Source organism: Arthrobacter globiformis (assembly GCF_030815865.1).
Lineage (GTDB): Bacteria > Actinomycetota > Actinomycetes > Actinomycetales > Micrococcaceae > Arthrobacter > Arthrobacter globiformis_B.
On the sequence record NZ_JAUSXI010000001.1, the window covers coordinates 2294615 to 2315558 of the forward strand.

At 61.7% G+C, this 20944-nt stretch carries 22 protein-coding genes and 2 pseudogenes; 11 read left to right on the forward strand and 13 right to left on the reverse strand.

Annotated features, from left to right (window positions below; all coding sequences use genetic code 11):
• Positions 1-12: 12 nt before the first annotated feature.
• Positions 13-3582, reverse strand: coding sequence for a MobF family relaxase (gene mobF / locus QFZ33_RS10480; RefSeq protein ID WP_307027186.1), 3570 nt, complete (start codon positions 3580-3582; stop codon positions 13-15).
• A gap of 1360 nt (positions 3583-4942) precedes the next feature.
• On the opposite strand from mobF, the pseudogene QFZ33_RS10485 reads away from it, so the two are divergent.
• A pseudogene (locus QFZ33_RS10485) lies at positions 4943-5788 on the forward strand (recombinase family protein); the annotation flags it as partial.
• Between the two features lie 58 nt (positions 5789-5846).
• Entirely contained in the window at positions 5847-6575 is a 729-nt protein-coding gene (locus tag QFZ33_RS10490) for a hypothetical protein (RefSeq protein WP_307027188.1), read from the forward strand.
• 45 nt (positions 6576-6620) lie between these two features.
• Here QFZ33_RS10490 and QFZ33_RS10495 read toward each other — a convergent pair whose 3' ends face one another.
• The gene (locus tag QFZ33_RS10495; protein ID WP_307027191.1) at positions 6621-7118 is read right to left on the reverse strand and encodes a DUF2199 domain-containing protein; all 498 of its coding nucleotides are present in this window, start codon (positions 7116-7118) and stop codon (positions 6621-6623) included.
• Between the two features lie 246 nt (positions 7119-7364).
• Between QFZ33_RS10495 and QFZ33_RS10500 the strand changes: the two genes are divergently transcribed.
• Positions 7365-7664: a DUF4193 domain-containing protein gene (locus QFZ33_RS10500; RefSeq protein ID WP_307027193.1), complete on the forward strand. Its 300-nt coding sequence runs from the start codon at positions 7365-7367 to the stop codon at positions 7662-7664.
• 272 nt (positions 7665-7936) lie between these two features.
• Here the strand turns inward: QFZ33_RS10500 and QFZ33_RS10505 are convergent, their stop codons facing one another.
• The 3 genes from QFZ33_RS10505 to QFZ33_RS10515 all read right to left on the reverse strand — a co-directional run bounded on the left by QFZ33_RS10505 (position 7937) and on the right by QFZ33_RS10515 (position 10202).
• Positions 7937-8188 carry a hypothetical protein gene (locus QFZ33_RS10505; RefSeq protein ID WP_307027195.1) on the reverse strand — a complete coding sequence of 84 codons (252 nt, stop codon included), beginning with the start codon at positions 8186-8188 and terminating at the stop codon, positions 7937-7939.
• Between the two features lie 700 nt (positions 8189-8888).
• Entirely contained in the window at positions 8889-9308 is a 420-nt protein-coding gene (locus QFZ33_RS10510; RefSeq protein ID WP_307027196.1) for a hypothetical protein, read from the reverse strand.
• Between the two features lie 276 nt (positions 9309-9584).
• The gene (locus QFZ33_RS10515; RefSeq protein ID WP_307027198.1) at positions 9585-10202 is read right to left on the reverse strand and encodes a hypothetical protein; all 618 of its coding nucleotides are present in this window, start codon (positions 10200-10202) and stop codon (positions 9585-9587) included.
• 142 nt (positions 10203-10344) lie between these two features.
• On the opposite strand from QFZ33_RS10515, the gene QFZ33_RS10520 reads away from it, so the two are divergent.
• Positions 10345-10776, forward strand: a complete 432-nt coding sequence (locus tag QFZ33_RS10520) for a LexA family protein (RefSeq protein WP_307027200.1) — start codon at positions 10345-10347, stop codon at positions 10774-10776.
• A gap of 10 nt (positions 10777-10786) precedes the next feature.
• Positions 10787-12084: pseudogene (locus QFZ33_RS10525) on the forward strand (Y-family DNA polymerase).
• 38 nt (positions 12085-12122) lie between these two features.
• Here QFZ33_RS10525 and QFZ33_RS10530 read toward each other — a convergent pair.
• The 3 genes from QFZ33_RS10530 to QFZ33_RS10540 are packed head-to-tail and all read right to left on the reverse strand — an operon-like array spanning position 12123 to position 12885.
• Positions 12123-12521, reverse strand: coding sequence for a hypothetical protein (locus QFZ33_RS10530; protein WP_307027201.1), 399 nt, complete (start codon positions 12519-12521; stop codon positions 12123-12125).
• Between the two features lie 11 nt (positions 12522-12532).
• Positions 12533-12703, reverse strand: coding sequence for a hypothetical protein (locus tag QFZ33_RS10535; protein ID WP_307027204.1), 171 nt, complete (start codon positions 12701-12703; stop codon positions 12533-12535).
• On the reverse strand, positions 12700-12885 hold the full coding sequence (locus tag QFZ33_RS10540; protein WP_307027207.1) for a hypothetical protein: 186 nt from the start codon (positions 12883-12885) through the stop codon (positions 12700-12702). Before QFZ33_RS10540 ends, QFZ33_RS10535 begins: the two co-directional genes overlap by 4 nt.
• A 52-nt stretch (positions 12886-12937) precedes the next feature.
• Between QFZ33_RS10540 and QFZ33_RS10545 the strand changes: the two genes are divergently transcribed.
• The 6 genes from QFZ33_RS10545 (at position 12938) to QFZ33_RS10570 (ending at position 16109) form a co-directional block, all read left to right on the forward strand.
• Positions 12938-13399, forward strand: a complete 462-nt coding sequence (locus tag QFZ33_RS10545) for a hypothetical protein (protein WP_307027210.1) — start codon at positions 12938-12940, stop codon at positions 13397-13399.
• 295 nt (positions 13400-13694) lie between these two features.
• Positions 13695-14261, forward strand: a complete 567-nt coding sequence (locus QFZ33_RS10550) for a hypothetical protein (protein WP_307027212.1) — start codon at positions 13695-13697, stop codon at positions 14259-14261.
• A complete protein-coding gene (locus tag QFZ33_RS10555) occupies positions 14258-14689 on the forward strand; it encodes a DUF3592 domain-containing protein (RefSeq protein WP_307027214.1) in 432 nt (143 codons plus the stop codon). Before QFZ33_RS10550 ends, QFZ33_RS10555 begins: the two co-directional genes overlap by 4 nt.
• Before the next feature lie 33 nt (positions 14690-14722).
• Positions 14723-15178, forward strand: a complete 456-nt coding sequence (locus QFZ33_RS10560; RefSeq protein ID WP_307027216.1) for a hypothetical protein — start codon at positions 14723-14725, stop codon at positions 15176-15178.
• Positions 15179-15256: 78 nt separating this feature from the next.
• The gene (locus tag QFZ33_RS10565) at positions 15257-15727 is read left to right on the forward strand and encodes a hypothetical protein (protein ID WP_307027218.1); all 471 of its coding nucleotides are present in this window, start codon (positions 15257-15259) and stop codon (positions 15725-15727) included.
• A gap of 10 nt (positions 15728-15737) precedes the next feature.
• Positions 15738-16109 carry a hypothetical protein gene (locus QFZ33_RS10570; protein WP_307027220.1) on the forward strand — a complete coding sequence of 124 codons (372 nt, stop codon included), beginning with the start codon at positions 15738-15740 and terminating at the stop codon, positions 16107-16109.
• A 441-nt stretch (positions 16110-16550) separates the two neighbouring features.
• Here QFZ33_RS10570 and QFZ33_RS10575 read toward each other — a convergent pair whose 3' ends face one another.
• From QFZ33_RS10575 to QFZ33_RS10595, 5 genes are all read right to left on the reverse strand, one after another.
• Positions 16551-17576 (reverse strand): DUF4192 domain-containing protein, encoded by a 1026-nt coding sequence (locus QFZ33_RS10575; RefSeq protein WP_307027221.1) that lies wholly within the window; start codon positions 17574-17576, stop codon positions 16551-16553.
• A 249-nt stretch (positions 17577-17825) separates the two neighbouring features.
• Positions 17826-18830 carry a hypothetical protein gene (locus tag QFZ33_RS10580; protein WP_307027223.1) on the reverse strand — a complete coding sequence of 335 codons (1005 nt, stop codon included), beginning with the start codon at positions 18828-18830 and terminating at the stop codon, positions 17826-17828.
• Positions 18830-19312 (reverse strand): hypothetical protein, encoded by a 483-nt coding sequence (locus QFZ33_RS10585; RefSeq protein WP_307027225.1) that lies wholly within the window; start codon positions 19310-19312, stop codon positions 18830-18832. Before QFZ33_RS10585 ends, QFZ33_RS10580 begins: the two co-directional genes overlap by 1 nt.
• On the reverse strand, positions 19299-20108 hold the full coding sequence (locus tag QFZ33_RS10590; protein WP_307027227.1) for an oxygenase MpaB family protein: 810 nt from the start codon (positions 20106-20108) through the stop codon (positions 19299-19301). Before QFZ33_RS10590 ends, QFZ33_RS10585 begins: the two co-directional genes overlap by 14 nt.
• Before the next feature lie 211 nt (positions 20109-20319).
• Positions 20320-20832 carry an SRPBCC family protein gene (locus tag QFZ33_RS10595; protein ID WP_307027229.1) on the reverse strand — a complete coding sequence of 171 codons (513 nt, stop codon included), beginning with the start codon at positions 20830-20832 and terminating at the stop codon, positions 20320-20322.
• Between the last annotated feature and the right edge of the window lie 112 nt (positions 20833-20944).

Genomic DNA, 20944 nt, shown 5'->3' on the forward strand with positions numbered 1-20944 from the left:
TTCGCGCCCAGTCTAGAGTTGCCATCCGACATTGATAAGGCGGTCCTCCAAATTGACGGGTGCATCGGCCCATGCCGGGTCCTGACGCTGAGTGGTTGGTGGGTGACCGACTTGACCGATGGCGCGGCTTAGGCATGCACGCTGCTCCTGTTGCTCCCACTCAAAGCTCGCCGGAACAGGTCCCAGCGCGAGCAACGAATCGCCGAATCCCCACCGGTCCCGGTGAATGGCGACCCTGCACACGACTTCATGCGCGGCCGCGGGGTCCACGTCGGGCCCCAGGCACTGTAGAAGGTTCCGCTTCCATTCGGTGTCGCACATCATCGCCTCTCTGATGACGTGATCCGTCCGCCTTTGAATCCGTGACTGCACCTGTTGGATCAGGTTGGTCAGGTCGCGCCGGGGGGAGTAGAGCGGCCTCAATGGATCATTTTCAATAATCGGCATCCCGGACACGAATGACCGGAGCCGGGAGTGCATGACAGCAGCCACGTCTTTGGCGGATCCAATGGTGCTGAGGGCACTTGCCACGATGCGCTCGGTGCTTGAACGACTGACGTGAACAGAGCGGCGCCAGACAGTAACGGTAGCGCCCCAAGCACGTGAGTCCTGCAGTTGAGCCGCCAGCCCGGGGGAGTGCCGCTCGAGGAATGCCACCAAGTCCTCGGCGGCTGCGATTTGTGCCAGATAGTCGTACTCAGAACTGAGGCGCTCCAAGCTGTCTGCTTTCTTCTTCTCTGAGTCGCGGACTTCGTGCGCCGTCCGTTCTGCTCCTTCGGCAGCTAGGACCTCGGCTAGGATCTGCTGCCAGGAGGGCTGCAGAGCCGGATCCAGGGGTTCGTCATCTACGGGGTCGTTCTCGCTCACATAGGCGTGATTCCCAGCGCGTCCGCGGGTCATGCTCACATAGAGCAGTTCCCGTGTGAGACGACCCTGCGTGACTACGGTGTGGCCGGTATCCACGGTGAGCCCCTGCGACCGGTGGGCAGTTGTCGCGTACCCCAGCTCGAGTGAGTTCTCGACGTAGTCGCGTTTCAAGGAGACAGCTGCGCCGGTGTCCCGGCGAACGGCGGTGAGTGAGCCGTCGCGCTTGTCTGTACGGACGACGTCGAGCATGGTTCCGTTCCGGATGAAGTCTCCGCCGCTGTCCAATATCGCCCGGTCATTCCGGCGTGCGATGACGGTGTCACCGCGGCCAGCTCGTGATCCGTCGCGGACCGGAACCGCTTGTTCCGCGTCTACCTGACCCCGGATCACCCGGTCGGCCTGGGCTCGCTGGTTGAGCATGGACACCGTGTCATTCTCGGCTGCGATGAGGATGGAGGCCTTGCCCGCTTTGGTGTCTGCCTGCCAGCTGGAATAAGCCTGATCGACCATGTCCATGTACGTGCCATGTTTTAGTCGCCCATGAGAGTGGTACTCGGCGACGGCGGAGTAGTCACCCGAACGGAGCATCAGTGATGCGTCTTGCTCCCAGGCCTGCTCGAACCGCCAGATCGTGCTAAGCCTTGCCGTCTTGCCTTGCCGGTCCAGCCAGCCGAGGACGCCGCCTGCGTCAATGGCATCCAATTGCCCCGGGTCACCCACCAGCAGCACCTTCGCCCCGGCGTCCCGCGCCTGGTGTACGAGCGCTGCCAGTTGAATTGTGGACACCATGGAGGCTTCGTCGACGACGACCAGCTGATTTTCATGGAAGCGCCACCTGTCCTGCTCAGCAGTAAGCCACGAGGCCTGCTGTACCAGCCGGATAGCCTGAGAGCCATGGCGCCCCGCATTCTTGGCGAGGCGTTGCTCCACATCGAAATACTTTGCAGCCCTATAGCCGGCTCCTTGGCCGACGGACTCATAAAGCCACTTGGCGACGTTCTCGGTGGTCATCGCGAGCTCGCGTCCTAGTACCTCCGCACTGGCAGCGGCCGGGGCCAGCCCAACCACTGTGCCAGGCCCGAAGGCCCCTTCCCAGGCTGCCCTGACCGCAGCGAGGGTTGTGGTCTTGCCAGTTCCGGCAGGACCCACGATCGCGTCGAGTCGGTTGCCGCTGAGCAGAACGTTGGCCGCAGCTGCACGCTGATCAGCGTGCAGTTCAAGCTGTCCGCGGTGCTTGTAGCTGGAGAGTGAATCCATGGTGACCGTCGCGCTTACGGCCGGGCCGCCGTCGTCGTTCCTCGCTTCCATGACGGCATCCTCATTCGAGAGAGTTCCCACATCCGTGTAGAGGCGGGTGCCGTGGAAGTCGAAGACGCACTGATTGTTGAAGCGGAGATCGGCTTGCGCCTCGACTGGCGCCGTGTAGCGGCGCTCGTTGAGCGGAACCGACTGGCTTTCCGCTGCGGTGGCCACGGCGTCGATCATGATGCTGCGGTCCTCGGCTGTCTGGCAGCGGATCTCGGCGCAGACACGTTCGGCTTCTGCGAGGAGGTTCCACCGGTTCCAGGTGGAGCGTTTCGTGGCCACGCGCTCCCGTGCCAGTGACCCGACGGCGTCGATCCAGGACGGGGCGAAGCCAGAGGCTCGGAACGGGGTCCTGTGAGAGCGCCGTACGGTTGCAGCGAGCACCTGCTCTGGCTCGAAGCCCTTGGCTATTGCACGACTTCGCCACTGAGCTGAGAGCTGGTGCAACGGTGTGACTGATTCGGACTTGGCCGTGCGAGTTGAAAGGGTGGCCTGCTGCCGAAGCTTGATGATGGTTGTCGCGGACGGGGGAGCGCCATGCCCAGCGGTCCATCCAGCCACGAGCCGGTCTGTTTCGAGATCGATGAGGCGGGAACGGTTGGAGAATTCGCGGATCAGCACATCGTCCACGCCCGTGAGTTGCTGGCTGGAGTTGCGCGTTTGCGCGGCTGGCGTGCGGAATTCTGCATCGGTACCGAGGTGCCGGTGAAGGGCGTCGAAGAGGAGACCGTTGTAGTGCTCGCTGGCCGCCACTGCTGCTTTGTACAGCGTCCGTGAGTCCAGCGTGACCCACGCACCGTCCGTGATGCGCTGGACACGGTTGGCCATGACGAGGTGGGTGTGCAGTTGCGGATCCCCGGCCCGAGATTCCCAGTGGTCGAAGGCCGCGGCCAATGCTCCGCGAGTGCCAATGTGGGCGACGCCGTTACGTCCGGCTCTCGTGTGGATAACCGATGCTTCGAGCCATTGCAGGGTGGCAGTGACGGCGCTGTGGTGGCACTGGAGGATTTCGTTTTGAAGCGCGCGCGGACTCAGGGCCCACAGAACGGACACCGATTTGGGGACGCTGAAGGTCATGTCGAATCCGACGACGGCATGACGTGTTTCGGCTTGTCCATGGTTGTTCTGGACGACCGTCGGTTGGCCGTATGGACGGCCCAAGGGAGTTCCGTGATCGGGGTGGGTGGCATGATCGAAGAGGGCCTTGGCATCCGTTTCACTGACGATGGCTCCTGCTGAACGGTTGATGCCCTGTAGGCCGGAGCCGATCCATCTGCCTTGGGGCGTCCCGGACTTCATGTAGTACGAGGTGGTGTCGGCGGGGGTGATCAGTTGATCGTCCATCATGGTGGTCTTGAACAGGTACTTCAGCCCGGACTGCGCCGAAAGGCGGGCGATGGACATGGTCATGGCTGCTGTCCCCGGCGTGAGTTGCTCCATCCCCTGCGGCGGAATAGCTCCTTCGTGCTGGGATCAAGCTCGACGCCGGCGACTCGACTGAGTGCCAGTAACCTGCCGGCCAAGTGGACCAAGTCCTGGGCATCGCACGTCTGTGTTATCTGGAGCCGTGCGAGGTCGACGCGAAGCTTCTTTACGGTCGATTGCCGCTCGGCGTTCTCGGCTTTGAGGTCGTCGATGTTTACAGCATGAAGTCGGAGTTGGGCGCGGAGTGAATCCAACAGTCGACTGTCGCGGGCTCGGACCGCTGCCAGTGCGGCGTCCGTTCCGGCCTGGCGCGCTCGCGGTCCCTTCGCCGCTATCACGCACTCGCTTCTGGGCTCACCAGATGGAGTCGCTGCTGACCCCGCGACGCGTTGCCGCCGGCGACGGTCTCGCTGCCTGTTGGCACAGCGAGTGGAACAGAAGCGCTGCGAACTGCGCATCGCCTCGAACGGCGCCTTACATTCGGCGCAAGCTTTCCGGCTCACGTTGGTTCATCAGTGTTCATCCGCCTTGCAACATGACTCGGCCGTGAGGCGCGCTCACGGTCAGGGCCTTGGATGCCAGAGGTGTGATTGGCTAGCAAGCAGAGCCCGACTAGTAGCCCAGGCAGAATTCGACCGAGTTCGGGTCTCTGAGGACCGCTGCGATGAAGACATCGGCTTCGGTAGATCGGCCACGGAACGGCGTGCAGACGCCGTGCTGGCAGCAGCGCAGAACTGGCCGCAGGCGCCGACCGCCTTAGGTAGCGGTTGCCGCGCCTTCCGCCTGGCTTGCCGCTGATGCCCGCGGCCTGCTTCCCGGCATGGTCACCGGCGATACAGGAGTGCTCAGTGAGGAACTGGAAGCGGTCATGAAGACTGTGGGCCTACCGCGCTAACGACCGTAGCGCTAGCCGGTATTCCAATCAGGCACGTGAGGGCTTTGCCAGGCTTATGAGCGATCTTGAAGAAGACGCCTTCGGTGCCGGTGCCCTGGTTTGTGGGAGTCCAGCCGCGGGTCGCGGCCGGACAGGGGAGTGGGTTGACCTTATCGAACTGTGTGAGGAACGTGGCATCCGCATCTGGGTGACGACGCACGGACGGCTCTATGACCCGGCCAACGCCCGTGATCGCCGAACTCTGCTGGAAGATGCCGTTGACTCCGAATATGAGAGAGTGCGAAAACAAGTAAACGCCTGCAACGCGACATGCGCTCCAATGCCGAGAAGGGCCGGCCGCACGGTAAGAAGATCTACGGCTACCGGAGAATTAAGGATGCTGAAACGGGGCGCCTTGATCCGGGTCGAGCCCCATGAGGAAGAGGCTCCGGTTGTGCAGAGGCAGCACGGCGCATCCTTGCCGGTGAGACCTCCTACGCCATCGCCAAGAGTTTTAACGAACGCGGCATCCCGCCACGCCGTGGGACCATGAAACCCCACCGGGAAGGCCTCGGCTGGACGCCCCCGGCCATCAAACAGATGCTGACCATGCCGGCCTATGCAGCCAAACGTCAGCACCAAGGGGAGATCATCGGTGACGCTATCTGGCCGCCCCTCATTGAGCTGGACACCTGGCAGAAACTTCAGATCGTGATGAGCCCTCCGGAGCGCAGGCGGACGAACGACTGGCCCGCCAGACACCTGCTCACCGGTATCGCTACATGCGGCGTATGCGCGGCTCCGATGCGAATCGGCAAGCAGAACGCTGGACGGCGCAAGGACAAGGTCACCGGGGAACCATTGCCAAGGCCGGTTGCCGAGCATGGCAACGAGTTGCCGTACCCGTTCTACAACACGTACATCTGCACCGGAGTGCCCGGGAAGACGGGTTTCCACGTCGCAATGCGTGATTCGCACTTGGACGCCGTCGTTACCGAACTATTGTTGGCCCGACTCGAGCGGCCCGACTTCCTTGCCATGCTCGGAGAACGTGGCAAGGGCACTGACGACGAGCGCCAGGCACTTTTGGCCGAGATTGGGAAGTACCAGGAGTACCTGGAAAAGGTGCGCGATGAGGCAGCCCAGAATCTCAGGTTTGATTTGCTGATTGATCAGGAGGCCAGAATCGAGCCGAAAATCAAAACGGCACAGAAACGGCTCGAGAAGCTCTCCGAGATAGATCCGTTCGTCCTGCGACTGATGGCTACAGGATCTGTCCGCGAGACATGGGAGGGACTGGGCCTTCTTTCTTTTTAGGCCCAACTACCGGCGAGAAGCCTGCATCCATTGCCGACATTTCCAGAAAGGAAGAATCATGAAAGACCAGCTCTCACAGTCCTGCGTTCAGTGGGCCCACCAGCGTTTCCTCAGGAGCGCTAACCTCAACGGGGGTGCATCCACGGTCGCGACAACTTGGATCTGGTCCTTCGGCAAGGTGGCCGGTGAAGTCCAGAACTACCTGGAGTCGGGTCATCTGGTAGCCGATGCCCTTCCGGCTTCCCTGGTTCACGAGATTCTGGAGTTGGCGCAGGATTCGTACGCCAGGTTTCCGGACGGAGATGCCCGCAGCGTCCTCATTGATATATGGCGCGGGCTTGCTCACGTGTACGATGCAGCGGGCAGTTCAGAGAACCAGGAGATGGACCGCCTGGAGATGCTGACCGACTGGATCGTAGCCATCGAAGAATTGCAGTACAGCGGTTACCCGGGACTGCGCAGGATGGCGGCGGCTTATCGGGCCGAACGCCGCCGCCTGGACCTCACAAAGCTCCGGCACGACCGCAATGATTTCAATTACGTGGGCGCCCTTCTGGATCTGTTGAAGCTGTACGAACCACGACCCAGGCACACCCGAAGCGCCACGGCGGCGAAATCACGTGGAGTGGACGATAGGAAGCCAGCCGTCCGCCGCTCAGGACAAAGTACTGCCACCCGCGACCAACGGCATGTCGGACTAGCGAAACGCTCGATGGAGGCGCTGGCGGACGAGCTCTACGGCAATTGGAGGGACCACTGGAGAAATACCTTGCCTGAGCTGGCCTGAGTCTCGGGAGCGAAGTTCGGCTCGGATGGTACTAAACGGGGGATTTCATGGCAGCGAGGCGAGAATGTCATGCGGCCATTCTTTGGTGAGCACGTCGTTCAGGTCCTCGTCGGGGCTGCTCACGCAATAGGGTGTGTGGTCCGGATCCAGCACCGCCAGGTTCACCGGGACAGCGAAGAGCCCCCAGGGCTCAATCCTGTTGGCCAGGTAGCCGGTGAGCTTCAGGTCGCTGTACTCGGGCGCATTCCAGACCCGACAGGCGTGCTGTAAGTCATCAGGGTGGATGGCGATCCAGACGCCGTAGCGGAATTCGTGGCCGCCTTCGAGCCTGACAGGAAGCAATGCCCGGACAAACGGGCTGATGTTGGGGATCTGCATGAGCGTGGCCTTGTTGGGGTCCGGGTCGCTCAGCCAGCTGTCTTCGACACGGTGCTGCTCGGGGCTGTGCAGGACCGGATCCGGGAGGCGGAAACGGACATCCCTGTCATGGGCCGCTGTCGCCCGCCCACACATTTCGCACGTGTGCTTCTTCGCAAAGATCATCCGTCCCCCAACTCTTCGATCGTCGGACGATTCTACGCGGCGCAGGGGCGTCGGAGCTTTCATCGGCAACGGTCCGGCACATCCTCATTCCAAAGGCATCTGATGGCGGTCGAGGAACGGCTCGGGCTCCTCGACCGAAGCGGCAGCCGCATTGAGATAACAGCGCCGCGCTTTTAGGGGAATTCTTCCGATGTCCTGTATGTTGCAGGACCGGTAACCCCCTCAACAGAAAAGAGATGCACCTCCGTGTCAACCGATTACGATGAACTGCGCACCGACGTCAAGGAGTCCCAGGAAAGCTCGCTGGAGGCCCTGAAGACTGCGAAAGCCCCGGACGCCAAGTCCGTGGTTCAGGAGCTCGACGAGGCTGACACCCTCGACGGCCTGACCCCTGGTGGCGAGTTCATTGCCGAAGAGCTCGTCGTTCAGGTCATCCCGCAGGCTGACGATGAGATCACGTGCTGGTCCTGCTTCCTGGTCCGCCACCGTTCGCAGAAGGCGCGCGAGAAGGACGGCCATGCCTACTGCGTCGAATGTGAGGGCTGAACCCCACTACTGGCCGGCTGTCCCCGAGCGGATCTGGGACAGCATCCGGAACCGGCCGGCGGCGGACCGTCGCGCTGGTGTCCCCCATGCCAGCCGATGCCCAGCTCCGTCGTCGGTCCCACGACTCCCGCCGCTGTCTGTCCTTCTACCGCAGAACTGAGGCGCTCTGCGTTGGGACGGGTTGTCAGGCGCTGTGATATCTGCGATGGGCGGCCGGGGGGCCCTACGGGGCAGGCCGGTTAACGACATCGGTGAGCTTCCGGGGGTGGCATTCATATGGCTGCTTCCGGGATGCCGAATCGCCTTCCAATGAGTATACGAATGGCAGCGAGTAAAGGCTGATCTTCCAGCTCAGCGCCCTCGTCCCCGTAATACACGCCCGTTTCGTCGCCCACTGCTTCGACGTCAAAAAGGTTGAGGACCTCGGCCACGCGAAACTGATACTCGGTAGTGGTCATTTGTCGGGACACGCGAACTGGAATTGTACTGAGCGCGCGCGCGACCTCAGCATCGGATTCATTCACTTGGGGGTGTCACCAGCAATGCCAACGCAGCAACAATGCCGATCGCGCCGAGTTTTCGAGTATTCAATGCTTCCCCCTGAGCGTCCGGACGGGGTTTCGGTGTAACCGCCGCCAACTGCTGGTGCACTCTTGCATGACGATCCGCCATTGCGCAAGGGTCCCTTCGGATCTAATACGAGAGTATGAGGCAACATCAGCCATTGGCTGGGGTGAGGGTGACGCTGTAGCCGAGGCTCTGGAGCTGGCGGATGTCGCGGTTGGTGGACTCTGTGGGTTCGCGAGCGGCTCGGGCTCTTCGTCGAGGTCCTGGTCCATGACTCAACGCCATCAGGAGACCAAACGCCCGGGGTCCCGTAGTCGCCGCATTAGGGAAGAGCCTGCAACAGTAATTAGCGCGCAAACAACGCCGGCGAGGGCACCGATCCAAGACCCAATGAAGATGCCCACTCCTCGGAGGTCCAGCCCCCTGCCCTCTGACAGGCCGGGGACGTACGGCGGCGGGAACAGCTGGGCGACCAGTCTGCCGGCAAACATCGCATAGATAAAGCAGCCCAGTATGCCGAGGATCAGGTATCGAGGCATCCATGGTTTGCACAACTTGTTGTGGGCGATGATTCCTATAGTCACCAGGAGAACGCCTGGGGCGTTCGACAGCACCCAGAACGCGACAGCTCAAAGTCGCTGTAGTCCACTTCAGTCCCTAATCACGCTCCATCTGAACAGTGACCTCGTAGGAGTCTGAGCCTTCTGAAGACTCTTCGATGCAGAGTGACTCTCTGCTTGCTCCGTCAGACTCGGTACTGACGCAGCCCACATACCGTCCCAAAACGGGGCCGTCTGAGTCGGACTTCATGCCGAATCGGTTTGCTGTCTCTTCCAGGCTGATCTTGTGATCCACGGACCACCGGGCGGACAAACGCAGGCATGATGTATCGATGGAGAGACATCCCGGATCGACCTTGGGGTCGTGGCGGAAGACCTCAACCCAATCATCCTCCGGCACGTTGTCAGCCCGGGCCATCATTTCGCTGGCCTTCTCCGCCTGGGAGCCTCCACCACCATTGATCTCCTGGGCGAGGGCGGAGCATCCCATGAACCCAAGAATGCAGAGCAGGGTCACTGCCAGTGCGATTCCACCGAGTATCCAGCCAAGCTTGCTCTTCTTCTGCGGCGGAGGCCCCTGCCACCCCGGCTGTGGTGGTCCATAGTAGGGCTGTTGCGGATACTGACCCTGGCGCCTGTGGGGCGGTTGAGGTGCATACGGCGGCTGGTGCTGTTGGTACGGGTCCATTCCGTAGCCTCTCTGGTTGAATTACTTGCGTCTCCTGCTGGCTGCAACCCGCCCGGGCTACCGGCACTCGGCGGCGGGTATGTAGTGGCAACGAGGCGAAGGCGGTCAGGCCGGGCTGACATGCACGATGACGACCTGGGTATTTTTGGAGCCGTCGTAGCGGAGGTCGTACTGGACCTGGAGGCCTGTTGAGGTGCCCGGCGCCAGCGCAAAGTCGCTCTTGTCCTCCGGCCGGCTGGAGATGGAGTCGATCCAGCGCTCGGCGGTATCACTGGGGATGCCGTAGCGGTCCACACCGTCACGGATCAGGGCGGTGTAGTCCTCCAGAGACCCGGCCGTGAGGAAGTACGTGACCTCACTGAACTCGGATCTGTTGTTCATGCCGTTGAGCCGCAGCCGGTCGGTTTTCGCGCTGACCGTTCCGCGGGGCCCCTGAATCTCAAGGGACATTACGCCCTCACGCATCAGGACGTCCGGCGCCTGACTTGTACCGTTCTCCAGGCCGACGCTCTCCTTTGTGAGCCGTCCCGAGGTCATATCCAGTCGCGCCGCCTTGGAGGCCTTGATCTGGGCAATGCCAGCCTTATCCAAGCGCGCGTAGCCGTCGGCGGCCGCTGTTGCTGTGGTGGTAGCGTCAGCGCCTCCGTAGGGGACGACGCAGCCGGTGAGCAGCAGCGGGACAAGCAGAATCGACGCGGCAAAGCCCTTCAATGTATCCCCCAATGAGCGTGTGGCCGTCAGGCAAGTAAATCATTTGCAGGGGACGACCAAGGAACCCGGCAGTATGATTAATCGAAGACATATTCACATGTGCATAAGCCTGTGGAGAACATAGGTTCGATAATTCCCAAGGAGGTAGTGGGCAATGGGTGCTGTCGTTGTCGCCGCTCTCGACGTCACTGCGTCTGATCTGCTGGGGCCCCTGTACTGTTCTGTTGCTGTGCCGGCTGGTTTCCCGTCGCCGGCACAGGACTATTTCACGGGCCGTATCGACCTGAACCAACACCTCATCAAAGACATCACGAGCACCTTCCTGGTCCGGGTGTCCGGGCACTCCATGAACGGTGCGGGCATCTCCGACGGTGACGAGTGGGTTGTGGACAGGTCGATCACTCCTGTCGACGGCAACGTCGTGGTCGCCATCGTCGACGGAGAACTGACCATAAAGAGGCTTCGGCTTGAACACGGCCGAGTGAGGCTCGCCGCCGAGAATCCCGACTACCCCGACGTGGTTGTCCCGGAGCTTGCCGAGCTGACGATTTGGGGCGTTGTCACCCGTTGTCTTCATCGCCTCTAACGGGGCCATCATGCGTGACCTGCCGGACGGCCGGGTGGAGCGGACAGCCCTCATCGACGTCAACTCGTTCTACGTTTCGTGTGAGCGCGCCTTTGACCCAAAGTTGGAGGGAAAGCCTGTGGTGGTTCTCTCCAACAACGACGGCTGCGTCGTCGCCAGGTCCAACGAGGCCAAGGCCCTGGGCATCGAGAACGGGGATCCCTGGTTCAAACTCGCAGCTGATGCCCTACGCACGGGTCTCATTCACCGCAGCTCAAATTATGAGCTCTATGGCGATCTCAGCAGCCGCGTCATGGAGCTGATTGGCCGCTACAGCTATCTCGTCGAGGTGTATTCGATCGACGAGGCTTTTGCCATGCTGCGGGGAGAACCGCACGACCTGGAGCGCGTGGGCCGGGAGATCAAAGCTACCGTCGCCAGGCACGTAGGCCTGCCTGTCTGTGTCGGGATTGCCCCGACGAAGACTCTGGCCAAGTTCGTCAACAGAGTCGCCAAGCAGAATCCGGCTCTTGGAGGGGTATGCAGTTACGACACGCTCCCCGCCTCCCACCGCGACCACATCATGTCCCGGGTCCCGGTGACAGGGATATGGGGAATCGCCGGGCGGCTCGGCAAGCGGCTCAACGCCCTGGGCATCTTCACGATCGCTGACCTGAAAGCTGCCGATCCGATAGCCATGCGGAAGAAGTTCTCGGTGCTGATGCAGCGCACGATCATGGAGCTCAACGAGATCCCGTGCATCCCGCTGGAGACCGAGATCGCCAGTAAGAAGCAGCTCATTTTTTCACGGTCGTTCTCCAAGCCGGTGATGACAGCGGCCAGGATGCACGAGGTGATGGCGCTTTATGCCCAGCAGGCAGCCATCCGACTCGCCAAGGATCATCAGCAAGCCAAGCTGATGACATGCTTCGCCGGCACCTCTCATTTCAACGAAAGAGCCTCCTCGTTTCCATCCGCAACAGTGAAGCTGGCTGCCCCGACCGCGGATCCGGTGATCCTGACCAAGGCGGCAGTACCCGCGTTGGAGCACCGGATCGTGGACGGGTTCCGTATGCGAGGGCAGGGGTCATGCTCACAGACCTGTCACCGGCCGGAGCCGCGCCACAATTGCCCGCCGTCGCCACGGCACACGAGGAAAAACACATCGGGGCGCTGCTCGGCGACATCATGGAACGGTTCGGAACAGGCTCCATTGGCCTGGGCCGCGCGGGGATGGTCGAGGCGCCCGACTGGGGTATGAAACGGCTGGCGCTTTCTCCGCGGTACACCACCGAGTGGGATGAGCTGCTTATCGTCAAAGCGGCCTGAGAACCATCAACGAAAAGTCCAACAGGTTGTTGGACGTGCTATTCCACTGGCCGCGACAGATTTCGGGCATTGCGGAGCTTCTCGGCCTTGCGCTCCGTGAAGTAGCCCGCCCAGCCGGCAAGCAAGGGGTACATGACGAGCAGGAACATCCACCAGGTCTCGCCCAAGATATGCCACTGACCTGTTATGGCGATCTGGATCAGGCCGTAGATCATTCCGCCGAAGCAGATCGTCATGAGGATGGCCAGGAACAGCAGGCCAGCGGAGCTGTTGTACGGCTTGATCAGGCCTCCGCCGTCATCTTTTCGCACTCCGTATTCGGCGTGGGTGTAACCCACCATTTCGCCGTTTTCCGCCCGGCGGTATATCAGCTGTTCCTCCGGCCGGTACGGCACATAGCCCGGGTCCTGGGGAACGGCTTCGCTTCGCTTACCCACTTGATCCTGGCTTAGCGCGAGAACGCCTGAAAGAAGCGGACTTGCAGCTGTGCCCACCTGTCCTGGGTACGCATGACGGCCCCCGGCCAGAGTATGTCCGCAATCTTCAGCGGCATGAAGCCGGGCTTGTTTCGCAGCTCCTGCATGACCTCGGAGATGAGCTTCTTCTGCCGCGTGCTCATGAGCTGGAACGCAGGGTCAGAACGGCCCGGGCAGCGAACGCGACGCCGGCGAGAAAAAGAATGACGGCCGAGACGACGGAGTACCAGCGGGGCATGGTGAGCCGTCCCAGGTCCGGGACAGCAGGAACCGTTGCTGGTGCCTTGCGCTTCTCGCGCCGGCTGAAATTTCGGTTGCGTGCCATCGGCGAAGCACCTCCTTTGGTGAATGGATGAGACAGCCGTCTGAAGCGTCAGGTGCGTCTGGATGGATGGAGCCGCGGAACGTGCCACGGCAAAACGAACAAGGCAGCAGCCAGGACCGTCGTTTCCGGGGACGTGCTGTGGGACAAACTCAAAATAGCCAGCAAGGCCCGCAAGCGGGCTCTGGAAACACAGGTGCGCAGGACCTCTCACCCAGGAGTACACAGCCTGAGCCGGTGCCAGAAGAAGTGGATCGGAAACCATCTGCCAGCCTGGTCCTGGGACGCGTCAACCGGCGCGCTGCAAGCACCCGCCAAGGCCACCGTGCGGCAGCTCGGCCAGCTGGTGGAAGTGACCCGCCTTCCCTACGTTCAGCGTGCTGTGTTGAAGGTGCAGGGGCTGAGCATCGAGCAGATCGAGTACGTCGCAGAACGTGCGTCGAGGACTGCCCTGTTCATCCTCGTCGACCCGGTGATGAAGACTCAGCAGACCATCCGGGTGCCCAGCATCCGGTGAAGGATCCAGTGGCGGATTCTCGTGATTCGGCCCTGGCTTCAGACCCGCCAGCCAGCGCGGCTTCCCGAGGAATCATTTCCGGAATGGTTTTCGTAAGTACCGAAGCAATGATTTGAACGGTCCTTGGTCCGCATCGGCGTTGCTGCAAAGAGGCCTCAAATCCCGCACCAGCCAAGGCGTCCGCCGGTGTCCCGCGACGGCACTACCGGTATAGGGCAGGCAGCTGGTCTGAACCCAACCGCGATGGCCTCATTTATGCCCAGACTGACTGCCGATCCAAGGAACTGAACCCGCCATGACACCCGATAAAGTTGGTGCCATGGGGGAGAAGAAGAATATCGACGAGCATTACCAGCGGGTCATCAACCACCCGTACTACTACGGGTACGCAAAGACAGGTAAGACCATCTACGCGTACACGAAGGAAGAGTGGGGCATCGGTGCCAGCTCGGGCGGCGGCGACCACAACCTGATCCGTTCCTTCTACTTCAGCATTTTGCTCACGATACTGATTGCCCTGCCGGCGTCACTGTTCGCCCTGGCCTTTGGGGTCATTCTGCTCTTCAATCTGTCGATCATGGGTCTGGTCATGGTGTTCTTCGGGCTCCTCTTCGGCCTCGCAGTCCTCCAGGGATACTTCAACGTCACGGAAGAATGGCGTGGGCGCAAGGCCCGGAAGCGCATCGGGCTGCCGAAGCCCTGGTGGGAGGCTGACGATGACCGCGCCTTCGAATGGTTCCTGAAGCATCCGGATCCCCGCATCCAGATGACCCTGGACTACTTCCCGTATTCCGTGAAGCTCCGTAAGGAAGATGAGTCCGCAGCCAACGTCACCACCAATCCGGTAGAGAACGCCCCGTGAAAATTGCCTTGTATGTCATCTGGGCGCTGTTCGTTATGGGAGCCGCGTTTTCCTGCACCAAGGCAGTCCGGACCACAAAGCGCCAGGAGCAGCTGATTGCCACCTGGTCCAAAACCCAGGCCGCCGTGACCGGCAGCAGACAAGGCTGGAGTAACGGCGCGGGCAACGCAACCCGGAGCATCCGCTACTGGCCGCGCTACCAATTCCATGACAGCCGCGGCCTGCTCTACATCGGGGAGTCGGATGTCTCCTACCACGGCAAACCAGTTCCTGGGTCACCTCTTGAGGTGGCCTACAACCCGGAGGACCCGAACCAGTCCCTCCAGGTCGCTGCCCGGTCAAATAAGGTCCTCGGCTGCCTGCTCCCGGCCTTTGCGCTTCTGTCCCTAGCCGCTTTCTGGTTCATCGGGATTTTCCCGGTGCGCTGAGACAAAATGCCACCCGTAAGAGAAAGATCCAAAGTGAAGAGAATCCTCGCCGCAGCAGCCATCGCAGCAGGCGCGGGCCTGACGGCATGCGCCTCACCTCCCAAAGAACCCATCGGGCCCAGCTCCATACCCACGGAGACAGCCGCCACCACACAGGCATCGCCTTCAGGATCGCCAACGGCAACCACGACTGGCAGCGTGAAGGAAGCCTGTGAGACGTTCAACGCGCTCTACGCCGAGTACAAGGCCCTTCCGGGCACCGATCCGAACACCTACGAGGACATCTACCTGAAGGCGCAGGACGCAAAAGACACGGTTTCAGGGGACCTGATCGGCCTTTTTGCGTCCCTGGGCGCCCTCTCCATGGACCACTCGGCGGCGGCCGAAAACGGTGGCGAGCCTGAGCAGGCATCCAAGGACGCCGTCCGGGACGCCGTCTTCGCTAATGCCGGCGCCTGCACGGCCGAGGGCGTCACGCTCCGGCTCTAAAACAGCCCGGCAACCTGGAAACAGGATGAAGAAACCGGGCCCCGACCCTGATCCGCTTTATAGACAGGAAGACTGAATATGGTCTACGACCGTGAGCGTATGCGGCGCGAGGATGCCGTGTACGCCGAACACAAAAAGGCTGTGGCCGCCGGTGAGAAGCGGGTGCTCCGCAAGACCAACACTGGCGAGCTGCACAGCTACCCGGCCGACGAGATCGGGTTCACGCCCGGGAGCGGACAGGCTCAGGTAAGTACCTGGTGGGGCATGGGGATCATCACGGTCTTTTCGGGGCTCGTCCTGATCGTCGGCCTGTGGCTTTTCCAGCGTCCCCTATGGGAGGGCGGGCTGCCGGAGTGGGGAGCCCTGTGGCTAATAGGCTTTGCCGGATTCATGACGCTCTATACGTTCAACCTCGCCCTTGACGAGTACCGGGCCACCCAGCTCCGCAAGCGGCGCGGCTCCCCGAAACCAGGGACCAGCGGCCGGGTCGACATCAACCTCCTGGAGCTTGGCCAGGACCGCCCGGATCAGACCGGCACATCCCGATAGGATTCGATGAATGTTCAACCAAGGCAAGCAGTTCCGCCGGCCTGATGGCACTCCATATGACCCGAGCCCCGTCAACGTGCGCCAGTACGAGGAGCAGTACGGGCCCGGAGGTGTCCCCGAGGGATATTCGCTGGGCGCCATCACACCGCTCCAGGACCCGCGCACAATCAGGGTGGCGGCGTGCTTTCTCGCCCTCGTCGGCGGTGGCAGCCTCGCCTTGGGTTTCTACTGCCTCACCCTTCCTGACGAAGTAGGAACGGGCATCTGGAGCATCATCCTCGGCCTCGCCACCTTCGTCATGGTCTGGTGGGCTTTTCTTATGGCGGGCCGCCGCCAGCGCTGGCGGCAGGCACAGCAGACCAAAGCGGAGCAGAAGCACTGATGGAGTATCTAATTGCCCTCGGATGCTTGGTGGTCCTCATGGTCGCACTGCGCATTCTGAACGCCTTCTGGCAGCGCAGACACCGACGCACCCGGCCACCGCGGCACCAGGGCGAGCCTCAATCTCAGCGCGGACGCGTCTACAAGAACCCGCCGCCCACCAATCACAACGCAGATCCCTATAGCGGCTGGCACTGATTATTCAGCCATGGGAGAACTCAGAGTCGGGTTTGTGTTGCTCCGCCATGCCGGCCCCGGGGCCGTGGGAGACGTAGAGTCTGCAATCCGAACCCTGGAGGGATCAACAGTGGTCGGTTCCCAGCAACATCCAAGACGCCGGTCACCAATTCGGCACCCTGGCGGAACGTAAGCGCTGTTGCGCACGATGGCCGAAACGCCACCAGCTTGACGGGCGGTCGTCATTGCAGCCGAAGAAACCACGTCAGGCTTCCAGCCCTGGATCTCGGTACGCCGTTCCCTTGTTGATGTTCCAGCCGGCGACCATTCCCGAGCCGATCATGATGTCGCTGACCCTGGCCAAGTGGTAGGCGGGGTCGGCCTCGAGGGCGAGTTGCAGGAACTGGTGCGCTTTGCTGCCCCGGCCTTCCCACCAGTTGATGAATGCCACTGCTGTGAGGATCGGCGCGGAGTGCTTTGTGCTGCTGTGCGTGTAGGCATGGAGCAGCAGCTGCTGCGCCCATTCGACTCGAGACCACTCCGGCTTGTCGTCGGTTTGAGCGAGGAGGATGCGGTCCATGCGTTCCTCGATGCCCGGGATGTCGGCCATCAGTCTGTCGCGGATGACGGGGAATTGAAGATCCGCAATGAAGTTGACGATGTCATCCCGGTCCGGGTAGCTGGTGGACTTTAGCATGTCCGTCCAGCGCGCCCTGGCCTGCTCTAGCGCATCCCCGACTTTCAGATTCCCGAGTGCCTTCACACGGTCCTCGACAGCGTCCGCGGTTTCGGTTTCCTTGGTCGAAGCTGGCAGCGTGATGCGGTTGGTAGGTTCGATGGTGCTGCCGCGGTAGACGAATTCAGCGTTGATTTGACTGGACTGCGTTGCGGCCAGCGGGAGGGACGGGCCGTTGGCACCTCCGTCGTACTGACAAACTGTCTCGTCTCCGACCAGGAGCCCATCGCGGATGGACATACCACGCTCAGCGAGGGCGCCTGTCAACGCGGCGATGGTTGCCGCGTGCGGCCTGACCTCGCTGACCTGCTCCGCCTGAGAGGTGTACACGGCAAAGAGCACGCTTGAGGCGTTGGTGTCGTGGGCCAGGTACCCGGCGACCGTCTGTGCATAGCTGATTTCGGTGCCCCGTTTGGGCAGGTCAACGCGGAGCGTAGCCCCTATCCGGTTGTCGGACATGGTGATGCAGACGAGGCTTTCCTGGGGCCAGAACCCCAGCGTGTGGCCGACAAAGCTGAGAACGTCGGCGGGGGTGTGGATGGTGAGCTCTTCCATGGTCCTTCTCCTTCATCGGCCGGCGGACAGCGGACGCGCCCGTCAGATTTCGGCGCCGTTCTGATAGGGATCCATCCATGAGTGTGAGAGGCCGGGGTGCAATTTTGACGCGAAACGCCGTGGTTGCGCGGAGGTCCCGCCCAGCGATGATGGGTATCAGAATGACAAACAGCAAAGATGCTTTTGCCCATTCATCGATGGTTTTGGATGCTGCGGCATGACTTATCAACGTCGTAGGCCCCGCGGGGCTTATTGCGAAAGTTGTGCTCCGGAGCGCCTCTCGAGTGCGTGTTCGGCGCGTTCGACGACGGACCGATCGTGGGCGCCGAGGCGCCTGGAAGCTGCGGGGCTGGCCATCTCGCAATCACGTATTTCGACGAGACGCCGGTGAAGCTGTGTTTCTGCATGGCGGCAGAAGAAGATGAGACGGCCAACGGGTCGGTGCTCGAGGATCAGGTCATGCTGGCCGGAGCCTACGCGGTTCCATATTGGCCCGATCTCCAAGAGCAACAGCCTGACACGAAGTCCGAAGGGGCCATGTTCGAGATGGCCTGCCAAGCGGGGGAGAAGGAGCCCGAGGCTGACGAGGAGAACAGCGGCAGTTTCGCCGATCCAATACAAGCTGGTGAGGACGGCCGCAGTCGGGCTTGCCGTGCCCTCAACGCTCACCACGGCGCCATAGAGCAACCGGTCGAGTAGGACCAGAGCAAACAGCATGCAGCCCGCAGCGATGAGGGTGAAAGCTGAGCGGAACGCGGGTGCGTGCATGTGTGGAATGTTGTTGCGACACACGCGGGCTATATCTAGGCAGATCCACGTGATGAATGCCGAGCCCGTCCAGAGGAACAATGCCATTCCGGGTTGGTCACCGTAGGTCAGCGGTAGGTTCGGATCGGTAACATCGACGTGGCTGGCGACAAATCCTGCCGTTACCGCCGTGCAAGCGGCGCCCGCGGCCCACCAGCCCAAGGTGAGTTGCCGCCGTCGTACTTCTGTGTCTGGGACCGCGGCCAGCAAAATGGCAGTTCGGAACTGCCAAAACCCCAGGAGCAGAGACAAGAGAGTAGCCAGCCCGACGCGGTTGTGACCGCCCAGCAGGGGATCGATGCCGTAATAGACGGCGGGAACGTACAGGGTGCAGGCGATCGCGGCCAGGATGGTCGCTCGGAACACGCTGCCACGGTCAGGGTCGAGGGCTGCTGGCAGTCTGAGGACAGTCAGCACCCAGAGGGCGGCCGCAGGGACGACTTCCATCAGCCGAACACTCGGCGGAAGGCCAGAGGCTCGGGCGTGGTGCCGACTTCATTGTTGATGATGCGCGTTGCCAGCTGGTCGGCGAGGGCCTCTGCAGTGAGTTCGGCGTCGTCGGTGTAGCTGCTGCGGCCGAGCGCGCGGAGTACATTTACGCCGAGGTCTGGCAGGAACGCGACGACCAGCTCTTCATCCGATATCTCGAGATCGTGACGGAGGATCATGTGGCTGAACTCGTGCAGGATGATTTGTTGCCGGTGCCAGATGGATTTCACCGGCGCGTGGAGGACTATGTCGTGGTCATCGCAGATGAGCCAGACGCCGCACAATTCTGACCCGGACAAGCCGGGGAGTTCATCGACGGTGATGGGCCTGTCTCGTTGTGTCTCCAGTTTGTCCTGGATGAAATGAAGCGTAGTGTCACCCGGCAAGCCGAAGCTGTGCTCCGCCCTGCGTGCTATTTTCCGGGCTTCACGATAGTTCATTGCTTCGGCGAATGGGGGAGGGCGGAACATTGGTCGGACCGATCTGACCCAGGGAGTACCCGTTCGGGTACAACGAGGAGCCGGCCTTGCCGGGCGTGAAATGAGGCTTTTGTTCAAGCGGTCGACGGCGGCGGATGGCATTGCGTATCGCAAGCCCGCCTTTGAGCGTGGTACGGGAGAGCCCTGTGGCGCGAGGGAGGCCGAGCGCTGAGACCAGACGGCTGTCGTCGAGCATTGCGCTGATGATCTGCCCGGCGAGCGGGCGCAGAGGACGCGGCAGCCGGCCTTGGAAAACCTGGACGGTGGCGTCCATCAGCTGCTGCCCTTCAAGGGATGGTGCGACGTGCGTCTCTTCGTAGCTGTCGAAGAATTGCTCGCCTTCGGCATAAGTGCCGGGCATGGAGTCGATGTTCATCCTAAATCCCAGCTCAGTGAAGAAGCGAGAGGCGGCGGCGAGTTCTGCTGTTGTCGGTTGGCGCCAGGCATTCTGCTGCGTCCATCGAATCGGCACCACCAGCAGGGTAAGGAGGACGTAGAGGAAATCGTCCTTGTTGCCGGGGACGTTGCGGTGCACGTGGTTGAGGAGGGCGATCATTTCGCGGCCGCGGTCGCTGTCCAAGCCATTGGCGATGAGCTCGTAGATGACGATCGCGGTGTCGTACGAGCGCTTCATGGGCCGCTGTTGGATCTCACCGTTGGTGTGAAGAGTGGCAGCGATGCTAGGGATGGCGAAGTTTCGGTAGTACGAGAGGAAGAAGCCCAGCTCCATGTCTGCTGCCAGGTCGAAGAGAGCCATGTTGCGGATGGTGGCTGCCCAGTTATCTGGGTTGGCGGTTTCCTGGCGACGGAGGCTGGCGGCGAGGCTCGCATGGATGCTCAATGTCCCCCCAATCCCACTGCCTGCAAGTTTGCGCTCGAAGGTGGGGGTGCGGCGGCTCCCCAGCTCGGCTGACCTTGTTCCATGGTAGGACTGTTGTATTCCCGTGGCTAGTCGAATGTAGACAGGTCTACTTGGCGCTGGCGGGTGTCTGTTTCGCCAGCGCTTTGATCAAGCCTTTTTCGCCCTGGCGCATCATCAGGGCATGTGCCGCAGTGAACGCAGGGGCTGCGATTGGTGTCAGAAGGTTCATCCAGCGCTGCGTCGGACGAACCCGCCATTCGATGTCCATACGCGTTGCTTGGCCTTGGTTCTCGGCGGTGAGCAGTACTCGCCCAGTGCCGTTGAGGTTGCCGCCGGCATCGAAGTCGATTTTCCGAGGTGCTGCGACCTCTGTTGGGTGGATGCTGATGGTGAGGGTGTAGCCCAGGGACGCCTTGAAGTTGAGGCAGGCCGTGGTGGCCTTAAGAATGTCCTCTTGCGAGTTGCTCTTGGCCTCAGTCCGGCTCAGTGGGGCGGCGAAGGTGCAGTGCGGCCACCATTGCGGCCAGCTCATGTCAATATCGGCGATGACTGCCCACACATATTCGGGAGTGGCTGGCAGGTGCCAGGTGGAATTGAGGTCGAAGAGGCGCGAGGTCATGTCGCTATTTTCGCATCACGACCGGTGCGCTATTCGCGTCGCATTTGGCTGCAAGCCGGATCCGCGCTGCCGCACGTTCTCCACTACGAAGAGTCAGATTGAGTTCTCAGAC